Source organism: Bradyrhizobium genosp. A (genome assembly GCF_049949275.1).
Classification (GTDB): Bacteria; Pseudomonadota; Alphaproteobacteria; order Rhizobiales; family Xanthobacteraceae; genus Bradyrhizobium.
The window spans coordinates 7,907,137-7,923,122 of the sequence record NZ_CP188196.1 but is presented as its reverse complement, the minus strand read 5'-3'; the positions used below and the strand labels follow the sequence as shown (position 1 = coordinate 7,923,122).

The window sequence follows — 15,986 nt, the reverse complement described above, 5'->3', positions numbered from 1 at the left end:
GGCACCTTGGCCATGCTGCATCCTAGAATTTCGGGGGCGGGCGCTCGTCATCGAGTGGCTTGATGACAATGTCATGACAGCACGATGACGGGGGTGGGGTGTGTAGGATCGCCGCACTGCGATGTGCATGTCACACAAGTGTCAAGTGCCGGCGCTAGCGGTGGCCTCCAGCTACTCTGGAGCCCTGCATGCTGGTGGTGGAAGGTCTGACGTGCCGCTTCGGCGCAAAAGCCGCGGTGGACGACGCTTCGTTTCAAATCTCCCCCGGCGGCTTCGTCGGTGTGATCGGGCGCTCCGGCGCCGGCAAGTCGACCCTGCTGCGAACCATCAACCGCCTGGTGACGCCGACGCAGGGCCGCATCATGTTCGACGGCCTCGACGTTACGGCGCTGCGCGGCAAAGAGCTGCGGCAGTGGCGGGCGCGATCTGCGATGATCTTCCAGCAGTTCAACCTGGTCGGCCGGCTCGACGTGCTGACCAACGTGTTGATGGGACGTCTGGCCACGATGCCGGCCTGGCGCTCGCTCACGCAGACCTGGCCCGAACACGACAAGGCGCTGGCGATGTCGGCGCTGGAACAGTTCGACATTGCCTCGCTCGCCGCCCAGCGCGCCGACCAGCTCTCCGGCGGCCAGCAGCAGCGCGTCGCGATTGCCAGGGCGCTGGTGCAGCAGCCCGACATTATCCTCGCCGACGAGCCGATCGCATCGCTCGATCCGCGCAACACCAAGATCGTCATGGATGCGCTTCTGCGCATCAACAAGCATTTTGGCATCACCGTGCTCTGCAATCTTCATTCGCTCGACCTGGCGCGCAGCTATTGCGACCGCCTGATCGGCATGGCGCAGGGCCGCGTGGTGTTCGACGGCGCGCCGTCCGCGCTGACCGACCTTGTCGCACGTGAGCTCTACGATCTCGAAGCCGCCGACGTCATGGGCGGCACGCCTGCGCCGGCACCCGAGGGTGTTCCGGCACTCGGTACCGCCGCGGCCGCTTGAGCCGCGCCGCATCCTCGATTGCCAGTTTTTGCGTCCACAGACCCCAACCGATGAAGAGGGTATCATGATCACTCGCAGATTAATTCTCGCAGGCGCCGCCGCGCTCACCTTCGCCGGATCCGCTTCCGCCGAAGACTGGAAGTCGAAGTATCCGGAGATCACCTTCGCCGTGATCCCGGCCGAGAACGGCTCGGGCGTCACCGAGCGTTATGGTCCCTTCATCAATTATCTGTCGAAGGAGCTCGGCGTGAAGGTGACACTGCGTGTCGCCAACGACTACGCGGCTGTCATCGAGGGCCAGCGCGCCGGCAACATCCACATCGGCTATTACGGCCCGGCCTCGTTCGCGCGCGCCCGCCTGACCGGCGTCAAGACCGACGCGTTCGTCATCGACGTCAATGCCGACGGCTCGAAGGGCTACTACTCGGTGTTCTACGTACTGGCGAAGTCACCGTACCAGAAGATCGAAGACCTCAAGGGCAAGAACCTCGGGCTTGTCGATCCGAACTCGACCTCGGGCAACAACATGCCCCGCTTCAAGCTGAACGCAATGGGCATCGATCCCGACGCCTACTTCTCCAAGGTGGTCTTCACCGGCAGCCACGAGAATGCTGTGCTGGCGCTGGCCCAGGGCACCGTCGACGTCGCCGCCAACTGGTGGAACGCCGACGACGATTCCAACCTGACCCGCATGCTCAACAAGGGCATGGTGAAGTCGACCGACGGCACCGTGATGAAGAAGGAAGACTTCCGGATCATCGTGAAGTCCGACCTCATCATCAATTCGCCCTACGCCTATCTCAGCGATCTGCCCGACGACATGAAGGCCGCGATCAAGAAGGCCTTCCTCGATGCGGCGCAGAAAGACCCCGAGGCGTTCAAGAAGCTCTCCGACGGCAAGAACAAGCCGTGGGAGCCGATCGCCAACGACGACTACAACAAGACCATCGAGCTGATAAAGTTCGTCGACGCTCTGCGCAAGAAGGCGACCTGACCTCGTCAGGACGACGTACTGGAGCCGGGTCGCTGGACCCGGCTCTTTTTCTTGATGGACTATCGAAGACATGACCCTCGCCGTTTCGATCCTTCCCGAGCCGCAGCTTGCGGCGCTGAACATCGCTTACCGCAAGGCAGTCGCGCGCAAGCGTTTGCGGCTTCTGGCAGGCGCCGCGCTGTTCATCGCCGCGCTAATCGTGGCCTCGATCGGCGCCGAGGTTAACCTGCGCACCTTCTTCACTTATTTCGGCAATTTCATCAGCTATTTCGACCGCATCCTCACGCTCGACAGCGGCCAGCGGGTTTGGACCAATGTCGGCGAGTGGTTCTGGGGCTGGCACAAATGGCTGAAGCTACTCGGCGAGACGCTGCTCATCAGCTATGTCGGCACGCTGACCGGCGCGGTCCTTGCCTTCGCGCTCAATTTCTTCGCCGCTGAAAACACCTCGCCCGCGCCCTGGCTGCGCTTCACGGTGCGGCGCCTGCTCGAGTTCGCCCGCACGGTGCCCGGCATCGTCTTTGCGCTGATCTTCGTGATCGCCTTCGGCCTGGGGCCGATGGCTGGCGTGCTCGCAATCGCGATCCACTCCACCGGCGCGCTCGGAAAGCTGTTCTCGGAGATCGTCGAGAATGCCGATATGAAGCCGGTCGAGGGCATCCGCTCCACTGGCGCGAGCTGGGTCGCCTGCATGCGCTTTGCGATCCTGCCGCAGGTCTCGGCGGGCTATGCCAGCTACGCGCTCCTGCGCTTCGAGATCAACGTGCGCGAGGCCTCGGTGATGGGCTTCGTCGGCGCCGGCGGCATCGGGCAGGAACTGATCGTCGCGATCCGAAAATTCTACTACTCCGACGTCAGCGCGATCCTCGTGACGATCATCGTCGCGGTCTTCCTGATCGACATTACGACCGGCTGGGTGCGCGGCCGCCTGTTCGGCAAGGAGGCGCGGACGTGAGCAAGCCGCCGGAAGTGAATACCGCGGAAATCCGCGCGCGCTATCCCGATGTCTTCAACCGCCCGGCGTCGTCGCGGCTGGCGACGCCCTTGATGCTCGTCGCGGCGCTGGCGATCTTCGTGTTCGGCCTGGTCGATCTCGATTTCTCGCCTGCGCGCCTGATCTCCGGACTGAGCCAGCTCGGCTGGATCAGCATGATGATGATCCCGCCCGATCCCGGCTCGTCGCTGCCGCTCTATCTGAAGGCGCTGGGCGAGACGCTCTCGATCGCTCTGCTCGGCACCACGCTGGCCGCGCTGCTGGCGCTGCCGGTCAGCCTGCTCGCCGCGCGTAATATCGTGCCGAATATTCTCCGCTTCCCCGTGCGCCGCTTCCTCGATTCGATCCGCGGCGTCGACACGCTGATCTGGGCGCTGGTGTGGATCAACGTCGTCGGGCTCGGGCCGTTTGCCGGCGTGCTCGCCATCGCGGTGTCGGATTTCGGCGCCTTCGGCAAACTGTTCTCCGAGGCGATCGAAGGCGCAGACCAGAAGGAGGTCGAAGGCATCCGCGCCTCCGGCGGCAGCACGCTGCACGAAATCCGGTTTGGCCTAATGCCCCAGGTGCTGCCTGTGATCGCCGGCCAGGTGCTCTATTTCATCGAGTCCAACACCCGCTCGGCCACCATCATCGGCATCGTCGGCGCCGGCGGCATCGGCCTCCAGCTCGCCGAGCAGATCCGTGTGCTGGAATGGCAGAAGGTGTCGTTCCTGATCCTGATGATCCTGGTCGCGGTCGCCGCGATCGATTTCATCTCGGGCAAGCTGCGGTTCGCGATCATCGGGCGAAGGGCTGTGGCGTAGCTTCTTCGCCTCTCCCCGCGTGCGGGGAGAGGCCGACGCGCGCAGCGCGGCGGGTGAGGGGGACTCTCCGCGAAACTAGCTCTCACCGTGATCGTGGAAACAGCCCCTCACCCCAACCCTCTCCCCGTAAGAACGGGGCGAGGGAGATCAGGCAGCTCCCCCTACGGCTCCACCAAAAACTCCACCCGTTCCGCCGCAAAGCGCGAGTGCTTGGTCACCAGCGGCTTGCCCTCGAGATCGAGGTCCGTCGCATCGACCACCAGGATCGGCCGCCCCAGCGGCAGGTCGAGCCGCGCGGCGTCGGTGGCGTCGACGATGCCGGCGGTGATCCGGGTGGCGCCGCGGCGGTAGTCGCGGACGCCGTAATGCTCGAGCAGCTTTGTCATCGAGCGCGTCGCGGCAAACACCTCGCCCGCGCCCGGAAACAGTTCCGCCGACAGCCAGGTGGTGGAGACGCAGATCGGCGTGCGGTCGGCGAGGCGAATGGCCTCGATCCGCACCAGCGGCGCGCCGACCTTCAAGCCCAGCTCGCGCGCGAGGTCGCGGGTCGCGACATCATCGGACGCCTCGATCAACCGGCCATGCGGCTCGCGGCCTTCGGCGCCGACGATCTCGGAGAAGCGCGTGCGCGAACGCAGCGGATAGGCGAGCTTCTGCGCCTCGACATAGGTTCCACTGCCGCGCTCGGCGCGCACGATGCCGCGTTCGGCAAGGGCCGCCAGCGCGCGCCGCACCGTGTGGCGATTGACGCGATAGGTTTCGGCGATCTCCATCTCGCCCGGCAACTTGTCGCCGGCGGCAAAACGGCCGTCGGCGATGCCGCGCTCGATGCCATCGGCAACGAGGCGCCACAGCGCGACGCCTGATGAGGCGGTGTCCTGCATGCTCATGTCGGCGGCCAGCCTAGCCCGAAAATCACAGGTTTGTCACGAAACAGTCATGGCGTTTCCGTATCAAGTTGTCTAGTATCATAGACAACTTGAATTCGGCAAGGTCGGTAGATTCGGTGACCCAGCACAACACTCAACAAGCCCAGCGCCAGGCCGCCATGGCCGTGCTGGCGCACGCGGAGGCAGGCGAGATCGCCGCCCGCCTCCGCGCGATCCCCTTGCCCGGCCATCAGGATTTGCGCGCGCCGGAGAACGGCCTGGTGATGTTGCGCGGCCGGGTCGGCGGCGACGGCGCGCCGTTCAATCTCGGCGAAGCAACGGTGTCGCGCGCCGCGGTGCGGCTTGCGAGCGGCGAGGTCGGCTTCGGCTACACGCTCGGGCGCGATGGCGAGAAGGCGCGGTTGATCGCGCTATGCGACGCGCTGGCGCAGTCGCGCGATTTTGGCGGGCTCGTGGAGCGCGACGTTATCGCGCCGTTGCGTGAGGAGCTTATGATTCGGCGCAAGCAGACGGCGGAAGAGACCGCTGCGACGAAGGTTGATTTCTACACCATGGTGCGCGGTGAGGGGTGAGGCCATGACCACGATTGCGGAACTGCCGCCGGGGTTCGTCGACAAGGTGTTGTCGGCGCAATCGACTTTTCGCTCGGTCATGGACGCGATGGCCCGTCCGGGCTCGGTCCAGCGTATCGTGCCGATGGCGGGAGCGCCCGCTACGATGATGCGCGGCACCGCCGCGATCGCGCTGACGCTGTTCGACCACGACACGCCGCTCTGGCTCGATGCGCGGATGTCGGAAAGCTCCGACGTCCTGAAATGGCTGAAGTTCCACACCAGCGCGCCGGTGATCCAGGATCCCTCCATCGCGGCCTTTGCGCTGATCAGCGACGGCGGCGCGCTGCCCTCGCTCGAGCGCTTCGCGCTCGGCACCAACGAATATCCTGACCGTTCGACCACGGTGATCATTCAGGTCGACAGCCTGGACGCAGGCCGCAGCTTCGAGCTGCGCGGCCCCGGCATCGACGGAACCGCGACGCTGCAGGCGTCGATCAAACCGTTCGATCTGTTCGAGCGCTTAAGTTTCAACGAGACGCTGTTTCCGCGTGGCATCGACGTGGTTCTGGTCGCCGATGATTCCGTGGTTGCGATCCCGCGCACCACCCGCGTCATGAGCAAGGGAGGCTAGAGGCATGTATGTCGCAGTCAAAGGCGGCGAACGCGCCATCGAGAACGCTCATCGCCTGCTCGCCAACGCGCGGCGTGGGGACCAAAGTGTTGCGGAAGTCTCGCTTGACCAGATCTCGGAACAGCTTGGGCTCGCCGTCGACCGCGTCATGAGCGAAGGTTCGCTCTATGACCGTGAGCTCGCGGCGCTGGCGATCAAGCAGGCGCGCGGCGATTTGATCGAGGCGATTTTCCTGGTCCGCGCCTTCCGCGCCACCTTGCCGCGTTTCGGCGCCAGCGAGCCGGTCGACACCGGCGCCATGCGGGTGCAGCGGCGGGTGTCCTCGACCTTCAAGGACATTCCCGGCGGCCAGATCCTTGGACCCACCTTCGACTACACCCACCGCCTGCTCGATCCCTCGCTGGCCGAAGGCCTTATGCCGGAAGCGCCGGCTGTGGCCGAAGCCTCGACGGCGCCGACGCCGCGCGTGACCGACATCCTGGGCCGCGACGGGCTGATCGAGACCTCGCCGCAAGCCGAAGACGGTGCCAGCGTCGGCGATATCACCCGCGAGCCGCTGAACTTTCCTGCGGACCGCGATTTGCGCCTGCAGAATCTCGCGCGCGGCGATGAAGGCTTCCTGCTGGCGATGGGCTACTCCACCCAGCGCGGCTACGGCCGCAACCATCCCTTCGCCGGCGAGATCCGCTTCGGCGAGGTCGAGGTGGAGTTCGTTGCCGAAGACGTCGGCTTTGCTGTGCCGCTGGGCTCGATCGAGCTGACGGAGTGCCAGATGGTCAACCAGTTCAAGGGCTCGGCGACGGAAGCGCCGTGCTTCACCCGCGGTTACGGCCTTGCCTTCGGCCAGAGCGAGCGCAAGACCATGTCGATGGCACTGGTCGACCGCGCGCTCCGTGCCCGCGAGCTCGGTGAAGAGGTGGGAGCCCCGGCGCAAGATGAAGAATTCATCATGTCACATTCGGACAACGTCCAGGCGACCGGCTTCGTCGAGCATCTCAAGCTGCCGCACTATGTCGACTTCCAGTCCGAGCTCGGCCTGCTGCGCAAGCTGCGCAAGGAATTTGCCGAAGCCTCGAGCGAGGCCAATGCGCCCGATGCCATGAAGGAGGCCGCGGAATGAACGCGCCCGCCTACAATTTCGCCTATCTCGACGAGCAGACCAAGCGGATGATCCGCCGCGCGATCCTGAAGGCGATCGCGATCCCCGGATATCAGGTACCATTCGCCAGCCGCGAAATGCCGATGCCCTATGGTTGGGGCACCGGCGGTGTGCAGGTGACCGCCGCGATCCTGGGACCGCAGGACGTGCTGAAGGTGATCGACCAGGGTTCCGACGACACCACCAACGCAATCTCGATCCGCAAATTCTTCGCCAAGACCGCCGGCGTCGCGACCACGACGTCGACGGACGAGGCGACCGTGATCCAGACCCGTCATCGCATTCCCGAGACGTCGCTGCACGCAAACCAGGTGCTGGTCTATCAGGTGCCGATCCCGGAACCCTTACGCTTCCTCGAGCCACGCGAGACCGAGACGCGGCGCATGCATGCACTCGCCGAATACGGCCTGATGCACGTAAAACTCTACGAGGACATTGCCCGCTTCGGTCACATCGCGACCGCCTACGCCTATCCGGTCAAGGTGAACGCGCGCTACGTGATGGATCCGTCGCCGACGCCGAAATTCGACAATCCCAAGATGGACAATTGCCCGGCGCTGCAATTGTTCGGCGCCGGCCGCGAGAAGCGCATCTATGCGATCCCGCCCTATACAAAGGTGGTGTCGCTCGATTTCGAGGACCACCCGTTCGAGCCATATCGTTTCAACGCGCCTTGCGCGCTGTGCGGCGCCGAAAATTCCTACCTCGACGAGATCGTCACCGACGACAAGGGCAGCCGCATGTTCGTCTGCTCGGACACCGACTACTGCGAGGGACGTCAGGCCGCCGGCCATCACGGTGCCCTAAGTGCTGCGCCCTACAAGGACAAGGCGCAGGGAGGAGCAAATGGCTGATCCGGATCTGCTCGAAACCGATCAGCCGCTGCTGGTCGCCGAAAGCCTCAGCAAGTCCTACGGCCGCATCGCCGCTTGCCGTGACGTGTCATTCTCGCTCTATCCCGGCGAGGTGCTGGCGATCGTCGGCGAGTCCGGCTCCGGCAAGTCGACGCTGTTGCAACTGCTGTCGGGCCAGCTCGCTGCGAGCGGCGGGCAGGTGTCCTACCGGATGCGCGACGGCGTCACCCGCGATCTCGCTGCGCTTGGCGAGGCCGAGCGGCGCCTGCTGTTCCGTACCGATTGGGGTTTCGTGCACCAGGACCCGGCGCAGGGCCTGCGCATGGCCGTTTCGGCCGGCGCCAATGTCGGCGAGCGCTTGATGGCGGTGGGCTGGAACCATTACGGCCGCATTCGCGAGACTGCTTCCGACTGGCTTACGCGGGTCGAGATCGACGTCGCGCGCATTGACGACGCGCCGCGCACCTATTCGGGCGGCATGCGCCAGCGCCTCCAGATCGCGCGCAACCTCGTCACCGGGCCGCGGCTGGTGTTCATGGACGAGCCGACCGGCGGGCTCGATGTTTCAGTCCAGGCCCGCCTGCTCGACCTCCTGCGCAATCTCGTCGCCGAATTGCATCTCGCCGTCGTCATCGTCACCCACGATCTCGCGGTCGCGCGCCTGCTGTCGCATCGCGTGATGGTGATGAAGGGTGGCCGCGTCATCGAGACCGGGCTCACCGACCAGGTGCTGGACGATCCGCGCGAGCCCTATACCCAACTTCTCGTCTCCTCGATTCTGCCGCCATAATCCTTCCAGGATGAGCCTTCCTATGACAGCCATGATCGACATCGCCGACGCCAACAAGACCTTCACGATGCACCTGCAGGGCGGCATCGAGCTGCCGGTGGTGAGCGGCGTGACCTTCCGCGTCGAGCCCGGCGAGTGCGTCGTGCTGTCCGGTCCGTCCGGCGCGGGAAAATCGTCGATCCTGAAGATGATCTTCGGCAATTACCGTTGCGATTCCGGCCGGATCGGCATCCGCCATCGTGGCACGCTGATCGATCTCGCCACCGCCGAGCCGCGGCAGGTCCTTAACGTCCGCCGCGCGACCATCGGCTATGTCAGCCAGTTCCTGCGCGCCGTGCCGCGGGTCGCCACCATCGACGTCGTCGCCGAGCCCTTGATCGTCAACGGCCTCGCTCGCACCGATGCGCAGGCGCGCGCCGGCGAGCTCTTGCATCGCCTCAACATCCCTGAAAGACTCTGGCAGCTTCCGCCCGCGACCTTCTCCGGCGGCGAGCAGCAGCGCGTCAACATCGCGCGCGGCTTCATCTCGGATCTGCCGATCCTGCTGCTGGACGAGCCGACCGCTTCGCTCGATGCCGCCAACCGCGCCGTCGTGGTCGCGCTGGTCGCCGAGAAGAAGCGCCAGGGCGTCGCCATGGTCGCCATTGTCCACGACGACGAAATCCGCCATTTGATTGCCGACCGCATCGTCGACGTCACCAGCTTTGCCGCCGCGGCCTGAAGGAAGAGGGACATGAACGCCAAGCCGAAGGACATCGTGATCGCCAATGCCAGGATCGTGCTGGCTGACCGGGTGATCGAACAGGGCTGGCTTGCTCTCGCGGACGGACGCATTGCCGAGATCGGCGAGGGCAGGGCGCCCGCGGGTGCAGAGGATGCCGGCGGCGATCTCATCATGCCCGGCCTGATCGAGCTCCACACCGACCATCTCGAAGCGCACTACGTGCCGCGCCCAAAGGTGTTCTGGAATCCGGTCGCGGCCGTCATCTCCTATGACGGTCAGCTCGCCACGTCGGGCATCACCACCGTGTTCGACTCGCTCCGGGTCTGGCGCGAGGACGGCGCCGAGGAGGTCGATGGCCGTGCCGGCGTGCTTGCCGCCGCGATCACGACTGCGCGTGACTCGAGCCTGCTGCGCGCCGACCACTTCCTGCATCTGCGCTGCGAAATCCCGATGCCGAGCGTGGTCGAGGAAGCCAAGGAGCTGATCGACCGTCCCGACGTCAAGCTGATGTCGCTGATGGACCATACGCCCGGCCAGCGCCAGTTCCGCGACGAAGTCAAACTGCGCGACTATTACCGCGGCAAGGGCGGCGGCAAGACCGATGCTGAGCTCGACGAGCTGTTCGCAAAGCGCTTCGAGTACCAGAAGGCCTATGCCGCGACCAACATGCGCCAGATCGTGGCGCTGGCGCGTCAGTACAAGATCCCGCTCGCAAGCCATGACGATACCACCGAGGAAAACGTTGCGGACGCTGTGCGTGACGGTGTCGCGGTGGCGGAATTCCCGACCACGCTCGAGGCTGCGCGCGGCCTGCACCAGGCCGGCATCGACATCCTGATGGGCGCGCCCAACGTGGTGCGGGGCGGCTCGCATTCCGGCAACATCGCCGCGGTCGATCTCGCGCGCGAAGGCCTGCTCGACATCCTGTCGTCCGACTACATCCCATCGAGCCTGCTGATGGGCGCGCTGCAACTGCCCGAGCATGCGCCGTCGATCAGCCTGCCGGCGGCCATTCGCACCGTGACAAAAGCGCCCGCCGATGCGGTCGGCCTCATCGATCGCGGGGAGATCGCAATCGGCAAGCGCGCCGATCTGATCCGCGTGCACGTTGCCGGCAGCGTTCCCGTGGTTCGCAGCGTCTGGCGGGAAGGGGGCCGTGTCGCATGAGCGAGACGATCGCGACGGCGAAGGACGCGGCGGGCGCGATCGGACCCGGGCGGCTCGTGCTCGTGGTCGGCCCAAGCGGCGCCGGCAAGGATACGCTGCTGCGATTGGCGCAGGCGGCCTGTGCCGACGATCACGAGATCGTCTTCCCGCGCCGAATCGTGACACGCGCGTCCTCAGCCGACGAGGATAATATTGCGGTGAGCCCCGACGAATTCGCCCGCGCGCGCGAACATGGCGATTTCGCCGTGCATTGGGACGCGCACGGTCATTGCTACGCGTTGCCGCTGGAGATCAACGACGACATCCGCGCGGGGCGCGCCGTCGTCGCCAACGTCTCGCGCACGGTCATTGGCACGCTACGCCAAGCCTATGCCAACGTCATCGTGGTCGCGATTACGGCGCCGCCGGACGTGCTGGCGCAGCGGCTTGCCGCGCGCGCGCGTCACAGTGACGGCAATATCGCAGACCGGATCGCGCGCAGCGTCGACGACGCCTCGGCCAATGCCGATATCACCATCCTCAACGCCGGCAGTGCGGATTATCACGGCCGCCAGCTCGTGCGTGTGATCAAAAACGAATGCTGGCGCGAGTGACCGCTGGCGGAACAGGAGAGCGTGGAATGAAGGTGATCAATACGGTCGAGGAACTCGAAGCCATCTACGGCGCCACCAACGACGCCTCGACAGTGAAAGTCGCCGACCACGTCACCCCGCTCTACCGCATCTTCATCGAGAAGGCGCCGTTTGCCGCACTCGCCACCATCGGGCCCGAGGGCATCGATTGCTCGCCGCGTGGCGATCTGCCCGGCTTCGTGCGAATCCACGATCCGAAGACGCTGATGCTGCCGGATCGCCGCGGCAACAACCGGGTCGATTCCCTGCGCAACATCGTGCGCGACCCCCGCGTGTCGCTGATGTTCCTGATCCCCGGCTCAGGCAACGCGGTCCGCGCCAACGGCCGCGCGCATCTCTCGGTCGATCCGCAGCTGCTCTCTTCGTTCAAGGTCGAGGGCAAGGCGCCGCGCAGCGTCATGGTGATGAATGTGGAAGAGATCTACTTCCAGTGCGCCCGCGCCATCGTTCGCGCCGACCTCTGGAATCCCGACAAGCGCATCGACCCGAAGATGCTGCCGACACCCGGCCAGATCCTCGCCGAGATGAGCCAGAACAAGGTCGGCGGCGCCGAGTACGATCGGGCCTGGCCGGCGCGGGCTGCGGCGACGATGTGGTGAAGCGCGGCTCGCGCTCTCAGCTTCGATCGATTTCATGACGAGGGGAGCCGCCTTGCAGCGCCGCTCCGGCAGTCGTCGCACCGCGGATGATTTCCTGTCTTGGCATGGGTCGAGTTCCCTTTTCGAATCGCAGGGATGTCCGACCGCAACGCACTAGCGCGAAGTTTGATCCTATCAGCCTCTCAATGCCGCCAGCAACTCATCCGGGCGCTCGGCCATGATCATGTGGCCAGCGCCCGGCACCACGACGGTCTTCGCGTGCGGGATCGCCGCGGCGAGCGCCTTGCCGGCCTTTGCGGGCGTCATCATGTCCCGTTCGCCGAGAATAAGCGTGGTCGGCACCTTGATGGTCGCAGCCGCTTGAAGCGCATTCGCATAGGCATTGCAGGCCGACAAATCCCTGAATAGCACGCCCGGCTGGCAATGCTTCAGCACCGCTTGCGCGCCGCCGTGCATCCACAGGCCCGGCGCGAGGCTGCCGCCGAGCTCGGCCTTGAAGCCAAGGCCCCAGATCGACACCATGTCGAGCGCGTCCTGCTCGTTGGCTTCGGCCGCCCTAAGCAGATCCGGCCCGACCGTCATGGTCGCGGCGGTACCGATCAGGCTCAGCGCCGAGACCTTGTCGGGGTGACGGGCCGCGGTTTCCAGCGAGATCAGCGATCCCATGGAATGGCCGATCAGGTGAGCCTTCTCGGCTCCAGCGGCATGGAGCAGCGCCGCCGTCCAGTCGGCCATCTCGGCGATGCTCGACAGCGAAGGTCCGGCCGAGCGGCCGTGGCCGGGCAGATCGGGCGCCAGCACCCCAAAGCCGTGATGGGCGAACCAGCGCGTATGCAGCGCCCAGGTCGAATGATCGAAGCCGGCGCCGTGGATGAAGACGACCGTTGGCAAGGCTCTGTCGAATTCGCGGCCGCCGGTCGCGGCAAATACCTCGGCGCCGTTGACGGAAAACTTCATCGTGTCAAACCTTCTGCGAGATGCGCAGCGCCTGCGCGAGATCGTCGATGATGTCGCTGGCCGTCTCGATGCCGACCGACAGCCGCACCAGCTCCTCGCCGACGCCGGCGGTCTTGAGCTGCTCGGCGTCCATCTGCTGATGCGTGGTCGAGGCGGGATGGATCACCAGGGTCTTGGCGTCGCCGACATTGGCGAGATGGCTGATCATGCGCAGCTGTTCGATGAACTTTCGCCCCGCAGGCCGGCCGCCCTTGATGCCGAACGAGACGATCGAGCCCGCGCCACGCGGCAGCAATGTCCTCGCGAGCTGATGGTCCGGGTGGTTTTCCAGCGAGGGATGCAGCACCCAGTCGACCGCCTTGTTGGACTTCAGCGCCTCCAGCACGAGGTGCGTGTTCTGCATATGCCGATCCATGCGCACGCCGAGCGTCTCGACGCCCTGCAGCAGCTGGAATGCGTTGGTCGGCGACAGGCAGGCGCCGAAATCGCGCAGGCCCTCGGTGCGCGCGCGCATGATGAAGGCGGCGGTGCCGAACTGCTCGTCGAAGACGATGCCGTGATAGCCGCCATAGGGTTCGGTCAGCACGGCGAACTTGCCGGAGCCGCGCCAGTCGAAGCGGCCGCCGTCGACGATGGCGCCCCCGATGGCGATGCCGTGGCCGCCGATCCATTTGGTTGCCGAATGCATCACGATGTCGGCGCCAAGCTCGATCGGCCGGCTGAGATAGGGGGTGGCAAAGGTGTTGTCGATCAGCAGCGGAATCTTTGCGTCATGCGCGATTGCCGCGACCTTCGGGATATCCAGCACCTCGAGCCCGGGATTGCCGATCGTCTCGCCGATCACGAGTTTTGTGTTCGGCTTGATCGCTTTCCGGAACGCATCGAGATCGCGCGGCTTCACGAAAGTCGTGGTGATGCCGAAGCGCGGCAGCGTGTGCGCCAGCAGATTGATGGTGCCGCCATAGAGCGAGCTCGACGCTACGATGTGGTCGCCGGCATTCAAGAGCGTGGCGATGGCGAGATGCAGCGCGGCCATGCCGCTCGCAGTGCAGATTGCGCCGACGCCGCCTTCCAGCGCCGCGAGCCGCTCTTCCAGCACGCCGGTGGTGGGGTTGGAGATGCGCGTATAGATGTGGCCGGCGCGCTCCAGATTGAACAGCGCCGCCGCGTGATCGGAATCCTGGAACACGTAGGACGTGGTTTGGTAGATCGGCACTGCGCGGGCGCCGGTCGCGGGATCCGGATGCTGGCCCGCATGCAGGCTCAGGGTCTCGAAGGCAGGCGGTTTTGGCGCGGGCATGCGTGGCCTCGTTGGTCGATCGGCGATGGCGGCCCTTGTGCCACAAAAACGCGCGCCACGTCAGCCCATTGACAGCGTCGCGTGACGGCTCGCAGCGATGACGTGTGATGCGGGTATGAAAGCCGAGCGCCCAGCGCTTCTCACACCGCCGTCCGCCTCGCCAGCCGATCCCGCACCTCGGCCGCGATCTCGAACGAGCGCAGCCGCGCGGCGTGGTCGTAGATCTGTCCTGTGGTCATCAGCTCGTCCGCGGCAGTGTCGGCGATGATTGCCTTCAGCTTCTCTTCGACCACTGACGGCGTACCGACGGCGGAGATCGCCAGCGATTGCGCGACGCCGGCCTTCTCGGCCGGCGACCACAGCGCGTCCATGTCGTCGACCGGCGGCGGCAGCTGGCCGGGCGTGCCGCGGCGCAGATTGATGAACTGCTGCTGCAGCGAGGTGAACATGCGCTGCGCTTCGACATAGCTGTCGGCGGCGAACACATTGACGCCGATCATCGCATAGGGCTTGTCGAGCTGCGCCGACGGCTCAAACCGCGCGCGGTATTCGCGCAGCGCCGGCATCATCATCTGCGGCGCGAAATGCGAGGCGAACGCGAACGGCAGCCCGAGCATGGCCGCGAGCTGCGCGCCGAACATGCTGGAGCCGAGGATCCACAGCGGCACCTTCGTGCCCATGCCGGGCACGGCGCGGATGGCCTGGTTCGGTTGCGCGTCGCCAAGCAGCGCCTGCAATTCCAGCACGTCATGCGGAAAATTCTCGGCGGCAGTCGCGAGATCGCGGCGCATCGCCCGCGCGGTGAACTGGTCGGTGCCCGGCGCGCGACCGAGCCCGAGATCGATCCGCCCGGGATAGAGCGACTCCAGCGTGCCGAACTGCTCGGCGATCACCAGCGGCGAATGGTTCGGCAGCATCACGCCGCCCGAGCCAACGCGGATCGTCTTGGTCCCGCCCGCGACATGCCCGATCACCACCGACGTCGCCGCGCTCGCAATGCCCGTCATGTTGTGATGCTCGGCCAGCCAGAACCGCTTGAAGCCCCAGGTTTCCGCATGTTGGGCGAGATCAACCGAATTGCGAAACGCCTGCGCGGCGTCGGAGCCCTGCTTGATGGGAGCGAGGTCGAGCACGGAGAAGGGGATCATAGGTGGGGCACCGGAATGGAGGACTGCGCGTCAGAGAGGATGACATGTAATGTCACCGCGTAGGATGGGTAGAGCGCTTGCGAAACCCATCATGCTTCGTCATCGAAAGGTCCTGATGGGTTTCGCTTCGCTCTACCCATCCTACGAAGCTGTTCGAGCTCCACCCCCGTTCACAACCCTGTTATTCCAGGCTGTTGCGCCCTTCGTCTCAACTGGGCGTTTCGCTCGTGTTGTTGTATCCTCCGTAGAACCACCGCACCGCGCCAGGAGGAACCGACATGACCAACGTCGTACTCAGCCGCCGCAACCTCCTCGCCGCCAGCGGCTCCGTCCTTGTATCAGGCGTTCTGACCGCCGGGGCTTCCGGCCTGCTGCTGCCGGTCCGTGCGGATGGCCTTGCGCCGACCGAGTCGATGACGGGCGGGGCGAACAACTACCGCAAGGGTGCGCCGATCGTGGAGCGGATCGGCAAGGGCGGCTTCTTGATGAGCGGCACCGTGCGCCGCGCCGGCGACGGGGCGCCGCTTGCCGGTCAGCGCATCCAGATCTGGGCGCACACGGTCGAAGGGCAGGAGCACGAGCCGCAGAGTCACGGCGCGACGCTCACCGACAAGGACGGCGCATTCCGGCTCGAGATGCCGCAGATCATTCCCATCTTCGGCCAGCCGCACGGTCACCTCGCCTATGACAGCGGTGAGTTCAAAACCGTCTTTCTGCGGCCGATCATGCGGAGCGCAAAGGAAACCAGCCTCGAGGCGCACTTCGTGCTTCAGCCGGCCTGACCGCGTTGCA

18 protein-coding genes are annotated in these 15,986 nt (G+C 65.5%); 14 read left to right on the top strand and 4 right to left on the bottom strand.

Going from position 1 to position 15,986, the window contains the following annotated elements; genetic code table 11:
• Window positions 1-188: 188 nt before the first annotated feature.
• The 4 genes from phnC (at window position 189) to phnE (ACP2YP_RS37115) (ending at window position 3,789) form a co-directional block, all read left to right on the top strand.
• A complete protein-coding gene (phnC, locus tag ACP2YP_RS37130) occupies window positions 189-998 on the top strand; it encodes a phosphonate ABC transporter ATP-binding protein (RefSeq protein ID WP_426421251.1) in 810 nt (269 codons plus the stop codon).
• A gap of 64 nt (window positions 999-1,062) precedes the next feature.
• Complete coding sequence (phnD, locus tag ACP2YP_RS37125; RefSeq protein ID WP_426421250.1) at window positions 1,063-1,992, top strand: phosphonate ABC transporter substrate-binding protein; 930 nt, start codon at window positions 1,063-1,065, stop codon at window positions 1,990-1,992.
• Between the two features lie 70 nt (window positions 1,993-2,062).
• Window positions 2,063-2,947 carry a phosphonate ABC transporter, permease protein PhnE gene (phnE, locus tag ACP2YP_RS37120; RefSeq protein ID WP_426421249.1) on the top strand — a complete coding sequence of 295 codons (885 nt, stop codon included), beginning with the start codon at window positions 2,063-2,065 and terminating at the stop codon, window positions 2,945-2,947.
• A gap of 92 nt (window positions 2,948-3,039) precedes the next feature.
• Entirely contained in the window at window positions 3,040-3,789 is a 750-nt protein-coding gene (phnE, locus tag ACP2YP_RS37115; protein WP_426426408.1) for a phosphonate ABC transporter, permease protein PhnE, read from the top strand.
• A gap of 161 nt (window positions 3,790-3,950) precedes the next feature.
• Here the strand turns inward: phnE (ACP2YP_RS37115) and phnF are convergent, their stop codons facing one another.
• Entirely contained in the window at window positions 3,951-4,679 is a 729-nt protein-coding gene (gene phnF, locus ACP2YP_RS37110) for a phosphonate metabolism transcriptional regulator PhnF (RefSeq protein ID WP_426421248.1), read from the bottom strand.
• A gap of 158 nt (window positions 4,680-4,837) precedes the next feature.
• On the opposite strand from phnF, the gene phnG reads away from it, so the two are divergent.
• From phnG to ACP2YP_RS37065, 9 genes are read left to right on the top strand one after another with little or no spacing between them, the layout of a single operon-like run.
• Window positions 4,838-5,251: a phosphonate C-P lyase system protein PhnG gene (gene phnG / locus ACP2YP_RS37105; protein WP_426421247.1), complete on the top strand. Its 414-nt coding sequence runs from the start codon at window positions 4,838-4,840 to the stop codon at window positions 5,249-5,251.
• A gap of 4 nt (window positions 5,252-5,255) precedes the next feature.
• Window positions 5,256-5,864: a phosphonate C-P lyase system protein PhnH gene (gene phnH / locus ACP2YP_RS37100; protein WP_426421246.1), complete on the top strand. Its 609-nt coding sequence runs from the start codon at window positions 5,256-5,258 to the stop codon at window positions 5,862-5,864.
• Window positions 5,865-5,868: 4 nt separating this feature from the next.
• The gene (locus tag ACP2YP_RS37095) at window positions 5,869-6,984 is read left to right on the top strand and encodes a carbon-phosphorus lyase complex subunit PhnI (protein ID WP_426421245.1); all 1,116 of its coding nucleotides are present in this window, start codon (window positions 5,869-5,871) and stop codon (window positions 6,982-6,984) included.
• Window positions 6,981-7,877 carry an alpha-D-ribose 1-methylphosphonate 5-phosphate C-P-lyase PhnJ gene (locus ACP2YP_RS37090; protein WP_426421244.1) on the top strand — a complete coding sequence of 299 codons (897 nt, stop codon included), beginning with the start codon at window positions 6,981-6,983 and terminating at the stop codon, window positions 7,875-7,877. Before ACP2YP_RS37095 ends, ACP2YP_RS37090 begins: the two co-directional genes overlap by 4 nt.
• Window positions 7,870-8,667: a phosphonate C-P lyase system protein PhnK gene (gene phnK, locus ACP2YP_RS37085; protein ID WP_426421243.1), complete on the top strand. Its 798-nt coding sequence runs from the start codon at window positions 7,870-7,872 to the stop codon at window positions 8,665-8,667. Before ACP2YP_RS37090 ends, phnK begins: the two co-directional genes overlap by 8 nt.
• 22 nt (window positions 8,668-8,689) lie before the next feature.
• Entirely contained in the window at window positions 8,690-9,388 is a 699-nt protein-coding gene (phnL, locus tag ACP2YP_RS37080) for a phosphonate C-P lyase system protein PhnL (RefSeq protein WP_426421242.1), read from the top strand.
• Window positions 9,389-9,400: 12 nt separating this feature from the next.
• Window positions 9,401-10,558 (top strand): alpha-D-ribose 1-methylphosphonate 5-triphosphate diphosphatase, encoded by a 1,158-nt coding sequence (locus ACP2YP_RS37075; protein ID WP_426421241.1) that lies wholly within the window; start codon window positions 9,401-9,403, stop codon window positions 10,556-10,558.
• Window positions 10,555-11,151, top strand: a complete 597-nt coding sequence (gene phnN, locus ACP2YP_RS37070) for a phosphonate metabolism protein/1,5-bisphosphokinase (PRPP-forming) PhnN (RefSeq protein WP_426421240.1) — start codon at window positions 10,555-10,557, stop codon at window positions 11,149-11,151. The genes ACP2YP_RS37075 and phnN overlap by 4 nt, the downstream gene beginning before the upstream one ends.
• 26 nt (window positions 11,152-11,177) lie before the next feature.
• The gene (locus ACP2YP_RS37065) at window positions 11,178-11,789 is read left to right on the top strand and encodes a pyridoxamine 5'-phosphate oxidase family protein (protein WP_426421239.1); all 612 of its coding nucleotides are present in this window, start codon (window positions 11,178-11,180) and stop codon (window positions 11,787-11,789) included.
• Window positions 11,790-11,963: 174 nt separating this feature from the next.
• Here the strand turns inward: ACP2YP_RS37065 and ACP2YP_RS37060 are convergent, their stop codons facing one another.
• From ACP2YP_RS37060 to ACP2YP_RS37050, 3 genes are all read right to left on the bottom strand, one after another.
• A complete protein-coding gene (locus tag ACP2YP_RS37060; protein ID WP_426421238.1) occupies window positions 11,964-12,746 on the bottom strand; it encodes an alpha/beta fold hydrolase in 783 nt (260 codons plus the stop codon).
• A gap of 4 nt (window positions 12,747-12,750) precedes the next feature.
• Window positions 12,751-14,046 (bottom strand): O-acetylhomoserine aminocarboxypropyltransferase, encoded by a 1,296-nt coding sequence (locus tag ACP2YP_RS37055; RefSeq protein WP_426421237.1) that lies wholly within the window; start codon window positions 14,044-14,046, stop codon window positions 12,751-12,753.
• 140 nt (window positions 14,047-14,186) lie between these two features.
• A complete protein-coding gene (locus ACP2YP_RS37050) occupies window positions 14,187-15,194 on the bottom strand; it encodes an LLM class flavin-dependent oxidoreductase (RefSeq protein ID WP_426421236.1) in 1,008 nt (335 codons plus the stop codon).
• A 278-nt stretch (window positions 15,195-15,472) separates the two neighbouring features.
• On the opposite strand from ACP2YP_RS37050, the gene ACP2YP_RS37045 reads away from it, so the two are divergent.
• Window positions 15,473-15,976 carry a Twin-arginine translocation pathway signal gene (locus tag ACP2YP_RS37045; RefSeq protein WP_426421235.1) on the top strand — a complete coding sequence of 168 codons (504 nt, stop codon included), beginning with the start codon at window positions 15,473-15,475 and terminating at the stop codon, window positions 15,974-15,976.
• Window positions 15,977-15,986 lie beyond the last annotated feature (10 nt).

Excerpts from the sequence above, each read along its gene's own strand:
- phnF (WP_426421248.1), bottom strand. The coding sequence starts at position 4,679 with ATGAGCATGCAGGACACCGCCTCATCAGGCGTCGCGCTGTGGCGCCTC.
- phnL (WP_426421242.1), top strand. The coding sequence starts at position 8,690 with ATGACAGCCATGATCGACATCGCCGACGCCAACAAGACCTTCACGATG.
- ACP2YP_RS37050 (WP_426421236.1), bottom strand. The coding sequence starts at position 15,194 with ATGATCCCCTTCTCCGTGCTCGACCTCGCTCCCATCAAGCAGGGCTCC.
- ACP2YP_RS37075 (WP_426421241.1), top strand. The coding sequence starts at position 9,401 with ATGAACGCCAAGCCGAAGGACATCGTGATCGCCAATGCCAGGATCGTG.
- ACP2YP_RS37095 (WP_426421245.1), top strand. The coding sequence starts at position 5,869 with ATGTATGTCGCAGTCAAAGGCGGCGAACGCGCCATCGAGAACGCTCAT.
- ACP2YP_RS37045 (WP_426421235.1), top strand. The coding sequence starts at position 15,473 with ATGACCAACGTCGTACTCAGCCGCCGCAACCTCCTCGCCGCCAGCGGC.
- phnG (WP_426421247.1), top strand. The coding sequence starts at position 4,838 with ATGGCCGTGCTGGCGCACGCGGAGGCAGGCGAGATCGCCGCCCGCCTC.
- ACP2YP_RS37055 (WP_426421237.1), bottom strand. The coding sequence starts at position 14,046 with ATGCCCGCGCCAAAACCGCCTGCCTTCGAGACCCTGAGCCTGCATGCG.
- ACP2YP_RS37090 (WP_426421244.1), top strand. The coding sequence starts at position 6,981 with ATGAACGCGCCCGCCTACAATTTCGCCTATCTCGACGAGCAGACCAAG.
- phnH (WP_426421246.1), top strand. The coding sequence starts at position 5,256 with ATGACCACGATTGCGGAACTGCCGCCGGGGTTCGTCGACAAGGTGTTG.
- phnC (WP_426421251.1), top strand. The coding sequence starts at position 189 with ATGCTGGTGGTGGAAGGTCTGACGTGCCGCTTCGGCGCAAAAGCCGCG.
- phnE (WP_426421249.1), top strand. The coding sequence starts at position 2,063 with ATGACCCTCGCCGTTTCGATCCTTCCCGAGCCGCAGCTTGCGGCGCTG.
- phnK (WP_426421243.1), top strand. The coding sequence starts at position 7,870 with ATGGCTGATCCGGATCTGCTCGAAACCGATCAGCCGCTGCTGGTCGCC.
- ACP2YP_RS37065 (WP_426421239.1), top strand. The coding sequence starts at position 11,178 with ATGAAGGTGATCAATACGGTCGAGGAACTCGAAGCCATCTACGGCGCC.
- phnE (WP_426426408.1), top strand. The coding sequence starts at position 3,040 with ATGCTCGTCGCGGCGCTGGCGATCTTCGTGTTCGGCCTGGTCGATCTC.
- phnD (WP_426421250.1), top strand. The coding sequence starts at position 1,063 with ATGATCACTCGCAGATTAATTCTCGCAGGCGCCGCCGCGCTCACCTTC.
- ACP2YP_RS37060 (WP_426421238.1), bottom strand. The coding sequence starts at position 12,746 with ATGAAGTTTTCCGTCAACGGCGCCGAGGTATTTGCCGCGACCGGCGGC.
- phnN (WP_426421240.1), top strand. The coding sequence starts at position 10,555 with ATGAGCGAGACGATCGCGACGGCGAAGGACGCGGCGGGCGCGATCGGA.